The following is a 16,446-nucleotide window of genomic DNA, read 5'->3' on the forward strand; positions in this document are numbered from 1 at the left end:
TAGGATGCGCGCGCATATAGCATCGCAACAAACGCCATTCTAGTCGTTGATTGCGGCGTCAGGTTACGCGAAACCAGCTCATCATCCCGGATGCGGCGTGCCCCAGCATATGGCAATGCAGCAACCAGTCGCCCGGATTGTCGGCCACAAGGGCGATTTCACGGGTTTGTCCGCGCTCCACCAGCACCGTATCGCGCCATGGGCCAAGGCTGCCGTCGGGCAGGATTAGCCGAAAATGGTGCCCATGTAGGTGCATAGCATGCGGAAAAGCGGTTTCGTTGACGAACTCGATCCGGTGGGTACTACCGCGCTTCGCATCCAGAAAAGGGTCCAACGGGCGTTCAGCATACCCGTTCAAGGCCCAAAACCGGCCCAGTTGCGCCAATTCGCGGCCAGAAAGCTGCGTGTCGCCAAGCTGCGCGGATTCCAGCCACCGCATCGCACCACCCTGCAACGTCATCCGATGAACCGGCGCGCCGTCCAATACCACCTGCGCCAATGGATTCGCGGGCAAGGGCACAACGCCTGACCGGGCAGTCGTTGCCGAAGTACCGGAAACCGGGAACCGCACCAGACCAAAGCCCCCGTCCCGCTCGCGACTGATCAGCCCGGCGACGGTGTCAGATTCCGCTGTTACGTCCACAATCAAGTCCGCGCGTTGAGCCGGGGCGAGTGGAAAACCTTCCTCAACCTCTAACGGGCTTTCAAGCGGCATTCCGTCCAGCGCAACGATCCATCCTGCCACCCCATCCAGAGCCAGATCGTAGATTCGCGCGTTAGAGGCATTGATCAGCCGCAGGCGCAAACGCTCGTGGCGGCGCGCGGGAAAAACAGGATCAAACTGGCCGTTGACCGAGATCAAGTTCCCCAACCGCCCGGCATGGCTTTGATCATGACCGTTGTCGAAATCCTCAACGATATGTCCGGTGTCTGGGTCCAGTCGCCAATCGTCCAGCATCAGTGTCAGGTCTTGGTCGACATCTGGCCCTGTAGCCTCTTCAACGATCAGCGGGCCGTATAAGCCGCGCGCCACCTGCTCGACCGAGCGGTTATGCGCGTGATACCAATAGGTTCCCGCGTCCGGGACGACAAAGTCATAATCGAACCCCTCGCCCGGTGCGATCACATCTTGCGTCAGGCCCGGCACACCGTCCATCGCGTTGTCGATCCGGATGCCATGCCAGTGCACTGTTGTTGGCTGAGGCAGCTCGTTCACCAACCTGCGCTGAACCCGCGCGCCCTGAGGCAAACGGATTTCCGCACCAGGTACACCACCACCATAGGACCAGACAGGCGTTTGGGGAAAACCATTCGGGGCGATCTGCTGCATCGCGGTCTGTGCTATCAGATCAGAGCTTGATGCGCGGGCCGAGTGTGGCAGTACCGCCAGTGCGGCTGCTGATTGCAGAAATTGTCTGCGTGTAAACGTCATTGCGGGCCTCCTGGCCCGCAACATAGGTTATAAAACGCCCCGCGCCAGCAAGGTTCCAGCGCGGGTGCGTCAATCAGTTGCTCGCTGTTCGATAATTATGCCTGTAGAAAATATGAACTCCGATCCGCGCGGTTTCTTTATACACGCGCGACCAGGACGGACGAACCGCCGTGGTGTGATAGTGTGTGGCACCTTCGGTCAGTTCTTTGGTGACACCGTCGATGGCCGCACGCGCAACTTTAGCTACGCGCTCATACGCCTTCTTTTCGCGGATCACTTCCTTTTGGCCATCACAGGTGTAAGTGAACTGGCACTGGTATTTCTTACCGGTTCCCTGCTTGATCACGCCGCACAGCGAGTCCGGGAACCGGCCACTGTCCACGCGATTCAGGATAACCTCGGCCACGGCAAACTGTCCGCGCACGCTTTCACCACGTGCTTCAAAGTACAGCGCCTCAGCTAGACATTTAAAATTCTCGTCCCCGGTTGCCTTGGGCTGTTGGTCCAGCCAATCCTTCGAGTACGACATTTTTTGAGGCTCAAGCTCTTTTCGGGGCTTGAACAGAGTCAGATAGTCGCGAAAATTCTGCCCGGGCACTTCGGTCCGGGTGACAAGTTCGCGTTCGGCAGTATCGGTGGCTTTCTTTTCAGCGAAAGACACACTTGGCAGCATGGTTGCCGCCAACGTGGCAGCAGCCAGTATGTATCGTAGCATCAGATAACCTCGCACAGGCACATATCGCGCCGTACCCTCCCCCGGCGGGCGCGACGAGGCATTTAGCGCAGTCCGGCGCAGACGTCCAGATCAGAAGAAAACGCAAGTGGAAAATCGCCCGTGGCGAAAATTAATTCTGCCACAAGGTTGCTTAAAAACCACTAATCCTAGGGCAAACAGCCTGTGTCAACCCCCAAGTCTGGACGAAATCGCCAGCTGAGCGGAAGCCAGCCGAGCGACAGGCACCCGGAACGGAGAGCATGACACATAGTCAAACCCCAGATCGCGGCAGATGGCGATTGATTCGGGGTTGCCGCCATGCTCGCCGCATACTGAAAGGGTAACATCCGGCTGGGCCTCACGTCCACGTTCCGCGCCGAGTTTCAGCAATTCTCCGACCCCGTCGGGGTCAAGCACATGGAACGGGTCCTCGACAAAAACGCCCTGACGAACATAGTCAGACATGAACCGGCCGGCATCGTCGCGGGACAGGCCATAGGTCATTTGTGTCAGGTCGTTGGTACCAAAACTCAAGAACGCGGTCTGAGGTGCAATTTCATCCGCTCGCAGACAAGCCCGAGGCGTTTCTACCATGACACCCAGGCGGTATTCGAACTCTTGCCCTTGTTCGGTTGCAACCGAGGCCGCGACCGTATCGATGCGGGATTTGACCAGCTCAACTTCGCGCTTGGCCGAAACCAACGGGATCATCACCTCGGGCACGACGGGGGCGCCGTCCTTGCTGGCCTCAAGCGTCGCTTCAAAGATAGCGCGGGCCTGCATGTCGTAGATTTCGGGCACTGTCACCCCCAAACGCACACCGCGCAGACCCAGCATCGGGTTGTATTCAGTCATCGCCGCAACACGCCGTTCGACATCCGACACAGGCAAATCCAGCGCCTCGGCCAGCTCGCGCTGTCCACTGCGCGTGGTCGGCAAAAATTCGTGCAAAGGCGGGTCGAACAAGCGGATACAGACGGGCTGACCTTCCATGATACGGAACAGCTGAACGAAATCCTCGCGCTGCATGGGCAGCAGACGCTCCAGAACCGCCGCGCGACCCGATGAAGTTTGCGCAAAAATCATCTCGCGCATCACGATCAGACGACCGGGATCGAAGAACATATGCTCGGTCCGACACAGGCCGATCCCCTGAGCCAAAAAGTTCCGTGCAGTCTGTGCGTCGGCCGGTGTATCCGCGTTGGCGCGGATGGCGATGTCGCGTTCATCATCCGCCCAGCCCATAAGCGTTTGAAAACAATCGTCCAAAGCCGCCTCAAGCATCGCGGGCTGTCCGGCCAGAACCTGTCCCGAGGACCCGTCGATCGTCAAAACATCACCCGTCTTGAACACCCGCCCATCAGGGGCCGACAGCAGCCTTTTCTTGGTCTGAAACCGCATCTCGGACGCACCAACGATACAGGGCAAGCCCAAACCGCGCCCAATCACGGCGGCGTGGCTGGTCATACCGCCCTTTTCGGTCAGTACGGCAACCGCCGCATGCATCCCGCGCACATCTTCGGGCGAGGTTTCGCGGCGCACCAGAATACACGGCTCACCCCGCGCAGCGCTGGCCTGAGCCTCGGCGGCGGTGAACACGATTTTGCCGGTCGCAGCCCCCGGGCTGGCGGCAATACCGGTGGTCAGAACATCCCGCTCTGCTTCGGGGTGAACCTGCCGGTGCAGCATCTCATTCAGGGAATGCGGGTCGACCCGCATCACTGCTTCTTGCGGCGGAATGATGCCATCTTCGGCCAATCGAACCGCGATCCGCATCGCCGCCCGTGCGCTACGCTGTACGCGGACGCCGTCCAGAATATGCACATGACCATTCTCGATAACGAACTCGACCTGCATTTCCTCGCGCAGCTTGGCGCGCATAAAGGCTGCGTGGGCCTTGAGTTCGGCAAATGCCTTTGGGGCGACTTCTTCCAGTGATTTCCCGCGCGGGTCCTTTTCCAGATACAGCGCTGCCACATCCGCACCCAGCGCATCGCGGCCTTGGCTTTGACTGAGATAACGACCGGTGATTTGCGGCAACCCAGTTGCAGGATCAATCAGTTGCAACACACCCGAGCCGCACTCACCCTGCCCTACGCCGGGGATCATTTCCTGAATGACCAAGCCCAACCCGGCATCCGCCGGCGCCCCCTTGGCCTGTCGCAGCAACCGTGCCGAGGTTCCATCCCACGCCCGCGCCATCGATCGAAGGACGGCAATCAGCTGCTCGCCCCGGTCTTGGGGAAATGCCTCGTCCGTTTCATCCTCATAAGCGCGCAAGGATTGGCTCAGCCCTTCGCTGCCATCCGCGCTGATATCGTCGAAAACATCCGCGTCCAAACGGGCCACATGAATTGCGTAGCTTTGAACAAAGCGCAGGTACAGCGCGGCGGCGGCCTCGGCGCCCATCGAATCCGACAGGTCCACATAGCGCGCGTCGTTCATACCGATGTTCAAGATCGCACCGGGGCCACCCCAATCGGGGTCTTCGGAACTAGGCCGGACGCACAGCAACGCCGTCTGTTCAAACTGCTCCAGAACTGCGGCGATATCCGGTACCTGCCCTTCGGCAATCCGATGTACCGCGTCAAAGGACAGCGCCACCGTTCTCGGCACCGGAAGGTCCAAACGGACTAGACGTTGCAGACATTTCGCTCGCCCGCCGTGTGTATTGGCGGCCACGGGCGCTTCGGTCGTTATCAGAGTGGTATGCGGATTATTCTGCACTGCAGCACCTTTTGGTTTCACCGCAGCATAAGCCCTTGCACCAATGGCGCAAGGGTGTTCTGGATTAACCTTCGATCTTGCTGAGGTCCGCCACGGAGGAGCAGACCTGACGGATTTGGCTCAGCAGGTTCAGACGGTTGCGGCGCAGAATGTCGTTGTCCGTATTCACCTGAACCTCATCAAAAAACGCATCGACCGGACCGCGCAGCGCCGCCATAATGGTCATCGCCTTGGGGAAATCCTCTGACTTCAGCGCCGTCCCGATCTTGCCCCGCGCCTGATCCAAGGCGGCGAACAAGGCCCTTTCGCTGTCCGTCTCAGCGAATTTCACGTCCGCGCCATAAGAGTATTCGACGCCATCCTTCTCCTCGGCCTGCGTCAGAATGTTGTTGGCGCGTTTGAATCCTTGGACAAGGTTCTCGCCATCCTCGGTCGCAATCACCGCATTCAGCGCACGGGCGCGTTTGACCAGCAGGTTCAGGTCATCATTGCCGTCCATTGCGATACAGGCGTCGATGATGTCGTGACGGATACCCTCGTCGCGCAGGAAGACTTTGAGGCGGTCGTGGAAGAAGGAGAGGATGGACGACGACGCGTTGCTAATCTTCTTCGAGATTCCTTGAAGGATGGAACCATCACTCACATCCGGTTCAAATGGATTATCGGCGCTTTCAGGAATTTGCCCAATCACTGATTTGAACGCCGCCTGAAATACCCCGTACTTAGCGATCTCCTGAAGCGTACTTTCAAGTGTGAATAGGTCTTGTTCATCGCCGGATACCCGAAGACCCTCAAGTTCATATGACAGCAATTGGCGGTCTACGACACCGTTAATCGGCAAACGCAGATCATTCTCCAAGACCAACCGAATAACCCCCAACGCCGCACGGCGCAGGGCAAACGGATCTTTCGACCCGGTCGGCTTCTCATCAATCGCCCAGAACCCGGTCAGCGTGTCCAGCTTGTCGGCCAGTGCCACGGCCACCGACAGCGGCGCTGTCGGCACGTCATCTGACGGACCAAGCGGTGAGTAATGCTCCTGCGCAACGGCGGCCACGGTGGCGTCTTCGCCTGCGGCTTCAATATAATACCGCCCCATAAGCCCCTGAAGTTCGGGGAATTCATAAACCATTTCCGAGTTCAGATCAGCCTTGGCCAGACGCGCGGCTTTCTCGGCCTGATCCGCATCCGCGCCCGTCACCGGGGACAGTTCGCGAGCCAATACCGCGATGCGGTCGATCCGCTCGGCCTGTGTGCCCAACTTGTTGTGGAAGGTCACATTCTCCAGCGCGCGGGTCCATTGGGCGATGTCCGATTTGGCGACGCGCAAGTCGTTTTCCCAGAAGAACTTGGCATCCGCCAGACGGGCCGACAGCACCTTTTGGTTCCCGGCCAGAATGGTCGCGCCATTGTCGGCAGTTTCGCGGTTGGCGACGGTAACGAACCGCTCGATCCGACCGGTCTTTGGATTGCGGACCGAGAAAAATTTCTGATGCTCTTTCATCGAGGTCTGTAGCACCTCAGGAGGCAGTTCCAAAAACTCTTCGTCAATCTGCCCCATCAGCACTACGGGCCATTCGACCAGACCGGCAACCTCAGCCAGCAGGCCCTTGTCATCGACCACTTCCAGACCGGCAGCAAAGGCCATGTTCTGGGCGTCGTTCCAGATATGTTCAGCGCGGTCAGAGGGGTTCAGCACCACAAAGGCGCGTTTCAGTTTGGCAGCATAGTCATCGAACGACGTGACCGCGAAGCGATCTGGCGCCATAAAGCGGTGACCCGCAGTGGTGTCGCCCGCTTTGATCCCTTCGACCTCAAGCGGCACGACTTGCGCGCCAGCCTCATCGGACAGAATGCACAAGATTGAGTGCAACGGGCGCACCCAGCGCAGCGAACCGCCGCCCCAGCGCATAGACTTGGGCCAGGGAAAGTTTCGAATGGTGGTTTCAAGCACCTCGGCCACAATCTCGGCCGCGGGGCGTCCGGCTTTTTCGATAGTCGCGAAATAGACCGCGCCTTTGGGTGTATCGCGTTCTTCCAACTGATCGCGGGTCAGGCCCGCACCGCGCAGGAAGCCTTCGATGGCTTTGTCCGGTGCGCCGACTTTCGGCCCTTTGCGCTCTTCGCGGATCGTTGGGCTCTCAGTCAGAAGACCTTCGATCGCCAGCGTCAGGCGACGCGGCGTGGTCAGGGCGGCAGCCCCGGCATAGGTCAGACCGGCCTCAACCAAACCGTCGGTCATCCGTTTTTTCAGGTCCTCACCGGCGCGGGTCTGCATGCGGGCGGGGATTTCCTCGGAAAACAGTTCGATCAGCAGGTCGGGCATTTTCGGTCCTTAGAAATTAACGATCGTCTGAATGACGATGGCATTGGCGATATCCACAAAGAAGGCGGATACAAGGGGCAGCACGATAAAGGCAATAGGCGACGGGCCATATCGCTTGGTAACTGCGGTCATATTGGCGATAGCGGTCGGGGTCGCGCCCAGTGCAAAACCGCCAAACCCCGCAGACAGTACGGCGGCGCGATAGTTGCCGCCCATCACCGGGAACAACACCCAAATCACAAACGCCACAGTAAACAAGGTCTGCGCACCCATGATAACGACGATGGCCAACCCCAGTTCGGCAATGGTCCAAAGCTGCAGGCTCATCAGCGACATGGCCAGAAACGCGCCCAGCGAAAACTCGGATATCAGCGCCAGCGAGGGGGTCCGGGACACCGGCGGCGCGTTGGGGGCCAGAGCTGCGCGAACATTGGCAATGACGATCCCCATGATCAGGCAGGGCACGAACAAGGGCAGTTTCAACCCGGTAGCCGCGATTGCCTCGCTCAAAAAATAGCCGAAGATGATCGCCAGATTCAGATAAAGCAACACGCGCATGATGGTCAGGTGGTCGATCATGGTCTCGGCCTCAGTGGCATCATCCGGCAGCCCAACTGTGTGTTCTTCGTCCGGGCGTTCCGGGGTCAACTTCTTGCCTTCGACCAAAAGACGGGCAATCGGCCCGCCCACCAGCGCAGCCAACACAAGGCCAAGCGTCGCCACGGCCACGCCGAGTTCAGTCGCGCCCTCAAGCCCGGTGACTGCACCAACCTCGGGGGCCCACGCGATGGCGGTACCATGCCCGCCAATCAGAGACGCAGAGCCAAAGAGAACCCCAGCTTGGGCCGGGTAACCAAAGGCAACCGCTCCGGCGGCACCGACGGCATTCTGGGCAACGATTGTCACCAACGTCAGAATGAGCAGCAGGAACAAAGGCTTGCCGCCGGAAATCAAATCGGCAAGCCGCGCATTCAACCCAATTCCGGCAAAGAACACGATCAGCAGAAAATCCCGCGAGGCAAGGTCGAACGTCAGCTCAAGCCCTGCCACGACATACAGAATCAGCAATACAAGAGACGCCAGCAACCCGCCGGTGACAGGCTCAGGGATATTGAATTGACGCAGCGGAGCGACCCGAGAGTTGATCTCGGCCCCTATCAGATAGACCGCAATGCCAAGCGTGGCGGTCAGAAAATTGGGAATGTGAAGCATTTCCTCGACTTCGGGCATCTCAGTCCCCCGGCCGTGGCGGGCATTCCTCGCCCACAACCGTTCCATCATAGGCTTTTTCACCGCAATTGTTCAGCGCGTGCCAGACATAGCCTTTGCCATCTGCCGTCACGGCCACAATGCGGTCCACGCCATAGTGTATGTTCTTGGCCCCCATAAAAGCTTGCGCCTGTCCAGACTTCAGAGCCTCGGCAATGGCAACCGCGTCGTAGCAGTCAAACCAGCCCGGCGCGGTCAGCGGTTCGGGGTTTTCGACCGGCTGAAAAGCCGCAAGTTCATCGCTCGTCATCTCGGTCTCAAAACACGCCCGGTATCGGATCGGAGAGCTGTCCGCATCAATCGCGTGAAACGCCGTGTACGGGATCGGCTGGGGTTCCTCTGCCCCCTCGACAAGCAATTCCACGTCCTTCCCTGGCTGGGGCGCGACGTCATAGTAGAACCCGTACACCTGAAGGTAATACATGCCCACCCCGGCCAAAGCCGCAGAAACAATAAGGATGATTGCAAGCAGTTTTCCGGTCATCTTCTCAACATCCCGATCACGCGGCCTCTTTCAACTTGGCGGAAAATAGGCCAGTTTCCAAACTGATACAGGTCGGAACGAGGCTATTCGAATGGACATGACCCTTGCCGTTGGGTTCTTCGGCGCGCTGTTTGCGATTATGAACCCGATCACCAACCTGCCCGTTTTCCTGAGCGTCACCGACGGCCTGACGCCCGCTGATCAGCGCAAAGTCGCGGCGAAAACAGCCACGTATTGCCTGATCCTGGGCGGAGCCTTCGCAGCTATCGGCAACCAGACGCTTGGCCTGTTTGGGATCAGTGTCGACGATCTGCGTGTCGCGGGTGGTCTGGTCGTTCTTATGATTGGCCTGAACATGCTGAACGGCAACGAAAGCACCTCGCACCACGGAACCAAGGGGGAAAAGCAAGCCTACCCCGAACCCGCGACGGTGGCGTTTTACCCGCTGGCCTTCCCCATTCTGGTCGGGCCCGGCACGATCACAACGTTGATCCTGTACGCTCACCATATTTCCAAGCCCATGGACGCCATCATCTATGCGGGCGTGTTTCTGGTGGTTCTGTTTTTGTTGTTCATCACCTTCTGGAACGCTTCGGCCCTGGCCAAACGCCTGTCCGACAACGCGCGCGTAATCATGAGCCGTTTCATGGGCATGATCCTGTCGGCCATCGCGATCAGCATGATCGCGGATGGCCTGAAAGTGCTGTTGCCGGGATTGGCCTGAGCGCGCCATCAGGCCTCGAACCCGGCTGCCCCGGTCTGTACAAACGCATCGGCACATTGCTTGGCCAGCGCCCGCACGCGACCAATATAGGCCTGCCGTTCCGTGACCGAGATCACCCCCCGTGCGTCCAATAAGTTGAACATGTGGCTGGCCTTGATGCACTGATCATAGGCCGGGTGCGCCATAATAATACGCTTGCCGGTTTTTGGGTCGTCATGCTCCTGCGCCAGAATGGCGGCGCATTCGGCCTCGGCCTCTTCAAAATGGCGCAGCAGAACTTCGGTGTTGGCCACGTCAAAGTTCCAGCGTGCGTATTCCTCTTCGGTCTGTTTGAAGATGTCGCCATAGGTCAGCGGGCTGGGTGATTGCGGATCGTTAAAGGGCATGTCCATCACGTGATCAATGCCCAGCACATACATTGCCAGACGCTCCAGACCATAGGTCAGTTCACCCGAAACGGGTGTGCAGTCATGGCCGCCGACTTGCTGAAAATAGGTGAACTGGCTGACTTCCATGCCGTCACACCAGACCTCCCAACCCAGACCCCAGGCGCCCAGTGTGGGGCTTTCCCAGTCATCTTCAACAAAGCGGATGTCATGCAGGTCCATATCTATACCGATGGCCTGTAGGCTGCCCAGATACAGCTCTTGTAGATCCGGCGGGCTGGGTTTGATCAGCACCTGATACTGGTAATAGTGCTGCAACCGGTTGGGGTTTTCACCGTATCGCCCATCGGTTGGTCGGCGCGAGGGTTGCACATAGGCCGCCGCCCACGGCTTTGACCCCAAAGCGCGCAGCGTGGTGGCCGGGTGGAACGTACCTGCACCGACCTCCATGTCATAGGGCTGCAGGATCGCGCAGCCTTTCGAGGCCCAATAGGTCTGAAGTCGCAGGATAATTTCCTGAAAAGAACGTGGTGCGCTGGACGGTTCGGTCATGACATTCCCTTTGGACGCCCCTGCGCCCGGTTCCGGTCGGTTTTGTCCTTCCTATGCAAGGGGCCAAGGGGCGTCAACGGGCCAATCGGGTTGGGCTGTCACTGCACCGCCACACTGGAAATTCCCCGTATTCCAGGCATGGCTTTCTGCGGTTCAATTCGCGTAGTCTGCCGCAAAGCTAAAACACTGCGAACACGGGCAGACAATGACACGCATATTCACTGCAATTCTGTTTCTATTTTCAATGGGCGCAAGTGCCGTATCAGCGCAACAAGACGCCGGCGTTTGGGTCCAGGTCGAGGCGCGCCCTTCGCTGCGCGAGGCACAAGAGCGCGCGCAGGCTTATTCAAGCCTCTTGCCAGACGTAAACGGGTTTCGCCTGAACTCTGGCTGGTATGCCATTGTAATCGGGCCTTATTTGCGCAGTGACGCTGAGCAGGTTCTGGACGTTTACCGGGCCGAAAGGCAGATACCAGCTGACAGTTACATAGCCTTCACCAGCTCTCTGGGTCAGCAGTTCTGGCCAGTCGGTGCGAATATCCTGAACCGGGGCGTGGTGACACCGCCCGTCGAAAACACTCCACAACCGGAAGCGACCGTTTCGGGGTTGTCGGCTGAGCCCGCAGATGAAACCCGCTCGCAAGCCCTACAGTCCGAACGCCTGCTCACTGCGCAAGAGCGTCGGGATCTGCAGACAGCCTTGCAGGCCGCAGGGTTTTACAACGCCACTATCGACGGCGCGTTTGGTCAAGGCACGCGCCGATCGATGGGTGACTGGCAACGATTCAACGGTTTTGAAGCCACCGGCGTTCTGACCACAGCGCAGCGCAAGTCGCTGATGGATGACTATAACGCGCCGCTGATCAGCGTCGGCATGGCGCGTTATTCAGACCCGCAGGCCGGGATTGATCTGGATCTGCCATTGGATGCTATTGCCTTTGATCGCTATGAGGCCCCATTTGCGCATTTCAAAGGCACCACTGACTTGGATGCTAAGGCGCTGCTGATCAGTCAGAAAGGCGACAAGGCCACCCTGCGCGCCCTGTACGAGGTGATGCAGTCGCTAGAGATCGTCCCACTGGACGGCCCCCGACAATTGCGCGGTGATCGCTTTACACTGGAAGGTCGCGGGAACGGGGTTGTCTCGTACACCCAGGCCGCGCTGAAGGACGGCCAGATCAAAGGCTTCACGCTGGTCTGGCCCGAAGGGGATGAAGCCCGCCGGGCACGGGTTCTGGCCGCGCTCAAGGCCAGCTTCACCACAAACAGCGCCGTTCTAGACGCAGGGGCCGGTGCAAATGCCGAGCAACGGATCGATCTTGTTTCCGGCCTGCAAATCCGCAAGCCGCGCCTGTCCCGGTCCGGCTTTTTCACCGATGCTAGCGGTACAATCCTGACGGTATCCGAGGCCACCGACAGCTGCACCCGGATCACCCTGAACGACGATCAGGAAGTTCAGGTCGCCTGGGCCGATGCTGATCTGGGTGTGGCCGTTCTGCGGCCCCGGAACAACCTTGCGCCGATCAGCGTCGCGGAATTCGGCACCGATCAACCGCGCATCCAATCCGAGGTCGCAGTGTCGGGCTTTTCGTATCAGGGCGCATTGGGGGCGCCGACGCTGACCTATGGCCAGATTACTGACGTGCGCGGCCTGAACGGAGAAGACGGAGTGAAACGTCTGGCGATGGCCGCCCAGCCGGGCGATGCTGGCGGACCTGTTTTCGATGACGCCGGTCAGGTTGTCGGCATGTTGCTACCCACCCCGTCCGATGGGCGCACCCTACCCGCCTCGGTCAGTCTGGCAGCCACGGCTGAGCGGTTGAACGCGGCGCTTGAACAGGCAGGCGTCTCAGGCCAACCGGGTCAATCGACTGCCGAGATCTCACCCAACGAACTTAGCCGCAGAGCCAATGGAATGACTGTTCTGGTGCATTGTTGGGATTAATTTGATCCCCAAAAGTGGAACGCCGCCCCTTTGGGCGGCGTTTTTTTTGTTTACACGATATCAGGCGTTACGCGGATCAGGGTTGGAACCGGCGCGTCAAAGGCCGCGCGCACTGCAGTCTGCATCTCTGCCAAACTGGTAGGCGCGGCAGACAGGGCCCCGAAAGCCTCAGCCAGTTTGCAGAAATCCGGGTTGTGGGCGATCACCGCGTTCGGCGCGATCTGACCTCGGACCATGCTGTCCTCGATCTCTTTCAGCTTGCCGTTGTCCCATAGGATAATGGGCAGTGAAAGACCCAGCTCGACCGCTACACCAAGTTCCATCATCGTATAGTGAAACCCGTAATCCCCGGCGATCACGGCTGTTGGTTTGCCCCGACGCGCAACCGCACCGCCAATACCAGCGGGCAAGCCATATCCCAGCGTGCCAAAGCCGGTCGGGTGATGCCAGTGATAGGGATAGGCCATGTCCCAGACCTCTTTCCCGGCATAGGCGATTTGGGTCATGTCGGAATAGATCATCGTATCCGCCGGCATGGCATCGCGCAGAGCATCAAGCACCGGAACGATCCCCGGCCGCTCGGCATCGACCTCGGCGCGCCAGCGTCTGCGTGCGTCGGTGATTTCTTCCGGCGTCCAACCCGTTGCAGGTTTTACCTTGTCAATCGCACCCCACAAGGCATGCGCAAAGCTTTCCCCATCAGCCTGCAGCTTGATGCCTGCACGATGGTGATCGGACAGAACCCTAGGATCAAGATCGACCCGCACCAGATGAGCGCTGTGCCCCAGGTTGTCGCGCCACAGATCGACCTCGCCCAGTTCGGCACCTACGGCGACTACAAGGTCAGCGGACCCAATCACCTCGGCGCTGCCGGGGCGCGTCAGCATGGCACCAAAGTCCAACGCATAGCCCTGCCCGGCCATCCCACGCCCAGCAAAAGTTGTGAAGCAGGCTGCTCCCAGTTCCGTCAATATCTGCCGCCACAGATTAGACCGCGCGCCACCGCCCAAAATGAACAACGGCCTGCGCGCGATATTCAACAAAGACATGACCGGAGCAATATCGGGCGGCAAAACCTTGGTGCGCAGCCCCGGCTGATTGGGAAACGGCGCGGGGTCGGCATCGGCCTCAAGCTGGGCAATCGGCACCTGAATATGTTTGGGGCGCGGTCGGGACAGTTCGAACTCTTCAAAAGCACGCTCGACCAGACCATAGGCGGCCTGTGCGGAATTGGCCTGCCGCGACCAGTCAGTCACGGTTTCAGCCGCCCCAAGCTGATCCTTCATCTGATGCAATTGCCCATGCACCGCTTGCGTTTCATCCAGACAAGAAGACATCACCAGCAGTGGCACCGAATCCGTATAGGCCTGCCCCATCGGTGTCATGATATTGCACAGCCCCGGCCCGGTGATCACATAGGCGACGCCCGGCTTGCCGGTCGCGCGGGCATAGCCATCGGCCATGAACCCGGCCCCCTGTTCATGCCGGGCCAACACATGTGTGATGCCAGCTTCTTCGATGCCGCGATACATTTCCTGATTGTGAACACCCGGAATGCCAAAAATCACGTCAACGCCCCGATCTTTCAACATATGCGAAATCTGGGCCCCCAAGGGTCTTTTCATTAGTTTCTCCAGAATTGGACGGTGAACAACGCGTAGACGGCCAGCAGTTCCAGCCGTCCGACCAACATGCCGATGGACAACAACCATTTGGCGGTGTCATTCAGCCCGGCGAAATTTCCTGCCGGACCGATCTGGCTGCCCAGTCCCGGCCCCACATTGGCCAGTGCGGTCGCAGCCCCCGAAACCGAAGTGATGAAGTCCAACCCCGTCAGCGCCAACGCCCAGGCCAGCACACCCAGCGACAGCACGAAGAACATGAAAAAACTCATCACCGAAGTCAGGACATCCGTCCCGATCGTGCGCCCGCCATATCGCGGGGCAAAAACGCCATGCGGTGACCGGATACGGCGAATTTGCGTTTTGATCGACGCAAACAGCAGCTGATACCGGAAAATCTTGATCGAACAGGCGGTCGAGCCCGCGCATCCGCCGATCAGACCGATCAAAAAGAACAGCATGACCGGGAAACTGCCCCACGTCATGTAATCAACGCTGGCATAACCCGTACCCGAAATGATCGAGGTGATGTTGAACAGCGATTCCCGGAACGCCTGTTCCCAATGATGTGGAAAGACTACGGTTAGGAACACCGCCATGACCACGACCAGCACCAGGATTGTCGCCAGGAATGTCTGTATCTGGCTGTCCTGCCACAGTGAGTTCGTGTTGCCATTGGCGAATTGAACATAGCGCACGAAAGGCAGCGCCGCGAGGATCATAAAGACCGCAGCCGCATACTCGGTCGGCCCCGAGAAACTGCCGAAGGACGTGTCGTAGTTCGAGAACCCTCCGGTCGCGATGGTTGTCATCGCATGCACCACGGCATCGAAAAACCCCATCCCCAAGCCGGCGTAGACAAGCGCGCAGACAAAGGTCAAAAAGACATAGATCAGGGATATCTGCCCAGCGATCTCTTGCGCGCGCGGCAGGATTTTCCCCATGGTTTCAAACCCTTCCGAACGGAAGATCTGCATCCCCCCCACGCGAAGTTCGGGCAGGAACACCATGGCGACTACAATAATCCCAATGCCGCCCAGCCATTGCAGCAATCCGCGCCACAACAGCAAACCCTGTGGCAGATTATCAAGCCCGGAAATGACAGTCGAACCAGTAGTGGTCAGCCCCGACATTGCCTCAAAATAAGCATCGACAAAGCGCAGCTCGGTCTCGCCGAATAAAAACGGGATTGCGCCGAAAAAGGGCAGCGCCACCCAAACGCCGGTGGTCAGCAAAAAGGTCTGACGGATCGTCAGACCTTCGCCCACTCCGTTCGAACAACTGATGGACAGGATAACGCCCGTCAGCATGGTGATCACGCCGCTTCCCAGAAAAACAGGCCATTCGCCCCGGCCTTCGATGAAATCCGCAAGCATGGGAAGCATCATGGTCGCCCCAAGAATGGCGACCAACAGGCCAATCACATATCCAACCGGGCGCATATCCGTCATGAGGCGCAGCGTTGGCGCGCCTGCACGACTGTGTCAAGCGGATGTCCCGTTTACTCGTCGGTTTTGCTGACGGGTGTGGGCATTGCGGGCGGTTTTGAAGGCGCGCGCGTCCGGTTCTGAGGTGCCGCAGACTTGGCTGTATTCGCCAGAGGCGCCACAGGTTTCGCCTCGGCTTTGGGGGCCACAGGCTTGGCGGCAGGTGCAGCCGTTGGTTTTGCCGTCACCGATTTCGCCGCCTGCACTTTGGGCGCGGCCGGCTTGGCTGTGGCCTTGGGTGCGGCAGGTTTCGCTACTGCCTTTGGAGCCACGCGTTTTGCGGCAGGTTTGGGTGCGGCAGGTTTTGCCTCGGGCTTGACGGCCGCAGGTTTAGGCGCTGCAACCTTGGCCACTGCTGGCTGGGAGGCCGCATTTGCTACAACCGGTTTAGGTGATTCGGCTTTTGGGGTCGCTGCCGTCTTGGCCCGAACGCGCGGCTTGGACTTTGGTGCGACGGTCGTTTTGACCTTGGCTACAGGCTTGGCAGCTGCCGCCTTGGATTTGAATTCCGGTTTCTTTTTGGCAGGTGCAGGAACCGACGAAGACGCGTGCAGAGCATTCACTGGAACGAAAGGCAGCTCCATGGCCGAATTCGCCAAAATCTGCATGATCTTCAGTTGGTTGCTGACTGCATAACCGGCCAGTCGAATGGCCGCCGCCTGAAACTCAAGCGGTTGGGTAATCGGATTCATTAGTCATTTCTCCTGTAAAAGCGAAGCAACCTTCCAAGAAAAGAACCGCTCTGCCCCACCCCGGTATTAGGGGCGAGTGACCAAG

The 16,446-nt window shown here is 59.0% G+C and carries 12 protein-coding genes; 2 read left to right on the forward strand and 10 right to left on the reverse strand.

The window, feature by feature from the left end; all coding sequences use genetic code 11:
- Positions 1–58 precede the first annotated feature (58 nt).
- From ACR0AL_RS05055 to ACR0AL_RS05080, 6 genes are all read right to left on the reverse strand, one after another.
- The gene (locus ACR0AL_RS05055) at positions 59–1,432 is read right to left on the reverse strand and encodes a multicopper oxidase family protein (protein ID WP_480662182.1); all 1,374 of its coding nucleotides are present in this window, start codon (positions 1,430–1,432) and stop codon (positions 59–61) included.
- A gap of 73 nt (positions 1,433–1,505) precedes the next feature.
- On the reverse strand, positions 1,506–2,147 hold the full coding sequence (locus ACR0AL_RS05060; protein WP_170357870.1) for a cell wall hydrolase: 642 nt from the start codon (positions 2,145–2,147) through the stop codon (positions 1,506–1,508).
- A gap of 186 nt (positions 2,148–2,333) precedes the next feature.
- Positions 2,334–4,895, reverse strand: coding sequence for a putative PEP-binding protein (locus tag ACR0AL_RS05065; protein ID WP_170348332.1), 2,562 nt, complete (start codon positions 4,893–4,895; stop codon positions 2,334–2,336).
- A 43-nt stretch (positions 4,896–4,938) separates the two neighbouring features.
- Positions 4,939–7,200 carry a glycine--tRNA ligase subunit beta gene (glyS, locus tag ACR0AL_RS05070; protein WP_480662184.1) on the reverse strand — a complete coding sequence of 754 codons (2,262 nt, stop codon included), beginning with the start codon at positions 7,198–7,200 and terminating at the stop codon, positions 4,939–4,941.
- 9 nt (positions 7,201–7,209) lie between these two features.
- Positions 7,210–8,430: a sodium/glutamate symporter gene (gene gltS, locus ACR0AL_RS05075; protein ID WP_170409391.1), complete on the reverse strand. Its 1,221-nt coding sequence runs from the start codon at positions 8,428–8,430 to the stop codon at positions 7,210–7,212.
- A 1-nt stretch (position 8,431) separates the two neighbouring features.
- Complete coding sequence (locus ACR0AL_RS05080; protein ID WP_170348329.1) at positions 8,432–8,953, reverse strand: DUF6446 family protein; 522 nt, start codon at positions 8,951–8,953, stop codon at positions 8,432–8,434.
- Positions 8,954–9,044: 91 nt separating this feature from the next.
- Here ACR0AL_RS05080 and ACR0AL_RS05085 point away from each other — a divergent pair, with 91 nt between their 5' ends.
- Entirely contained in the window at positions 9,045–9,677 is a 633-nt protein-coding gene (locus ACR0AL_RS05085; RefSeq protein ID WP_170348328.1) for a MarC family protein, read from the forward strand.
- Between the two features lie 8 nt (positions 9,678–9,685).
- On the opposite strand, the gene ACR0AL_RS05090 is transcribed toward ACR0AL_RS05085, so the two are convergent.
- A complete protein-coding gene (locus ACR0AL_RS05090) occupies positions 9,686–10,615 on the reverse strand; it encodes a glycine--tRNA ligase subunit alpha (protein WP_170348327.1) in 930 nt (309 codons plus the stop codon).
- Positions 10,616–10,820: 205 nt separating this feature from the next.
- Between ACR0AL_RS05090 and ACR0AL_RS05095 the strand changes: the two genes are divergently transcribed.
- Positions 10,821–12,560: a serine protease gene (locus ACR0AL_RS05095; protein WP_170374807.1), complete on the forward strand. Its 1,740-nt coding sequence runs from the start codon at positions 10,821–10,823 to the stop codon at positions 12,558–12,560.
- Positions 12,561–12,610: 50 nt separating this feature from the next.
- Here the strand turns inward: ACR0AL_RS05095 and ACR0AL_RS05100 are convergent, their stop codons facing one another.
- The 3 genes from ACR0AL_RS05100 to ACR0AL_RS05110 are packed head-to-tail and all read right to left on the reverse strand — an operon-like array spanning position 12,611 to position 16,361.
- A complete protein-coding gene (locus ACR0AL_RS05100; protein ID WP_480646316.1) occupies positions 12,611–14,185 on the reverse strand; it encodes a thiamine pyrophosphate-binding protein in 1,575 nt (524 codons plus the stop codon).
- Positions 14,185–15,633 (reverse strand): TrkH family potassium uptake protein, encoded by a 1,449-nt coding sequence (locus tag ACR0AL_RS05105; RefSeq protein ID WP_170348324.1) that lies wholly within the window; start codon positions 15,631–15,633, stop codon positions 14,185–14,187. Before ACR0AL_RS05105 ends, ACR0AL_RS05100 begins: the two co-directional genes overlap by 1 nt.
- A 50-nt stretch (positions 15,634–15,683) precedes the next feature.
- On the reverse strand, positions 15,684–16,361 hold the full coding sequence (locus tag ACR0AL_RS05110) for a hypothetical protein (RefSeq protein WP_480662187.1): 678 nt from the start codon (positions 16,359–16,361) through the stop codon (positions 15,684–15,686).
- Positions 16,362–16,446: the final 85 nt, after the last annotated feature.

It is taken from the genome of Ruegeria sp. BB1, assembly GCF_056539465.1.

Excerpts from the sequence above, each read along its gene's own strand:
- ACR0AL_RS05080 (WP_170348329.1), bottom strand. The coding sequence starts at position 8,953 with ATGACCGGAAAACTGCTTGCAATCATCCTTATTGTTTCTGCGGCTTTG.
- gltS (WP_170409391.1), bottom strand. The coding sequence starts at position 8,430 with ATGCCCGAAGTCGAGGAAATGCTTCACATTCCCAATTTTCTGACCGCC.
- ACR0AL_RS05110 (WP_480662187.1), bottom strand. The coding sequence starts at position 16,361 with ATGAATCCGATTACCCAACCGCTTGAGTTTCAGGCGGCGGCCATTCGA.
- ACR0AL_RS05085 (WP_170348328.1), top strand. The coding sequence starts at position 9,045 with ATGGACATGACCCTTGCCGTTGGGTTCTTCGGCGCGCTGTTTGCGATT.
- ACR0AL_RS05060 (WP_170357870.1), bottom strand. The coding sequence starts at position 2,147 with ATGCTACGATACATACTGGCTGCTGCCACGTTGGCGGCAACCATGCTG.
- ACR0AL_RS05100 (WP_480646316.1), bottom strand. The coding sequence starts at position 14,185 with ATGAAAAGACCCTTGGGGGCCCAGATTTCGCATATGTTGAAAGATCGG.
- glyS (WP_480662184.1), bottom strand. The coding sequence starts at position 7,200 with ATGCCCGACCTGCTGATCGAACTGTTTTCCGAGGAAATCCCCGCCCGC.
- ACR0AL_RS05055 (WP_480662182.1), bottom strand. The coding sequence starts at position 1,432 with ATGACGTTTACACGCAGACAATTTCTGCAATCAGCAGCCGCACTGGCG.
- ACR0AL_RS05090 (WP_170348327.1), bottom strand. The coding sequence starts at position 10,615 with ATGACCGAACCGTCCAGCGCACCACGTTCTTTTCAGGAAATTATCCTG.
- ACR0AL_RS05095 (WP_170374807.1), top strand. The coding sequence starts at position 10,821 with ATGACACGCATATTCACTGCAATTCTGTTTCTATTTTCAATGGGCGCA.
- ACR0AL_RS05105 (WP_170348324.1), bottom strand. The coding sequence starts at position 15,633 with ATGACGGATATGCGCCCGGTTGGATATGTGATTGGCCTGTTGGTCGCC.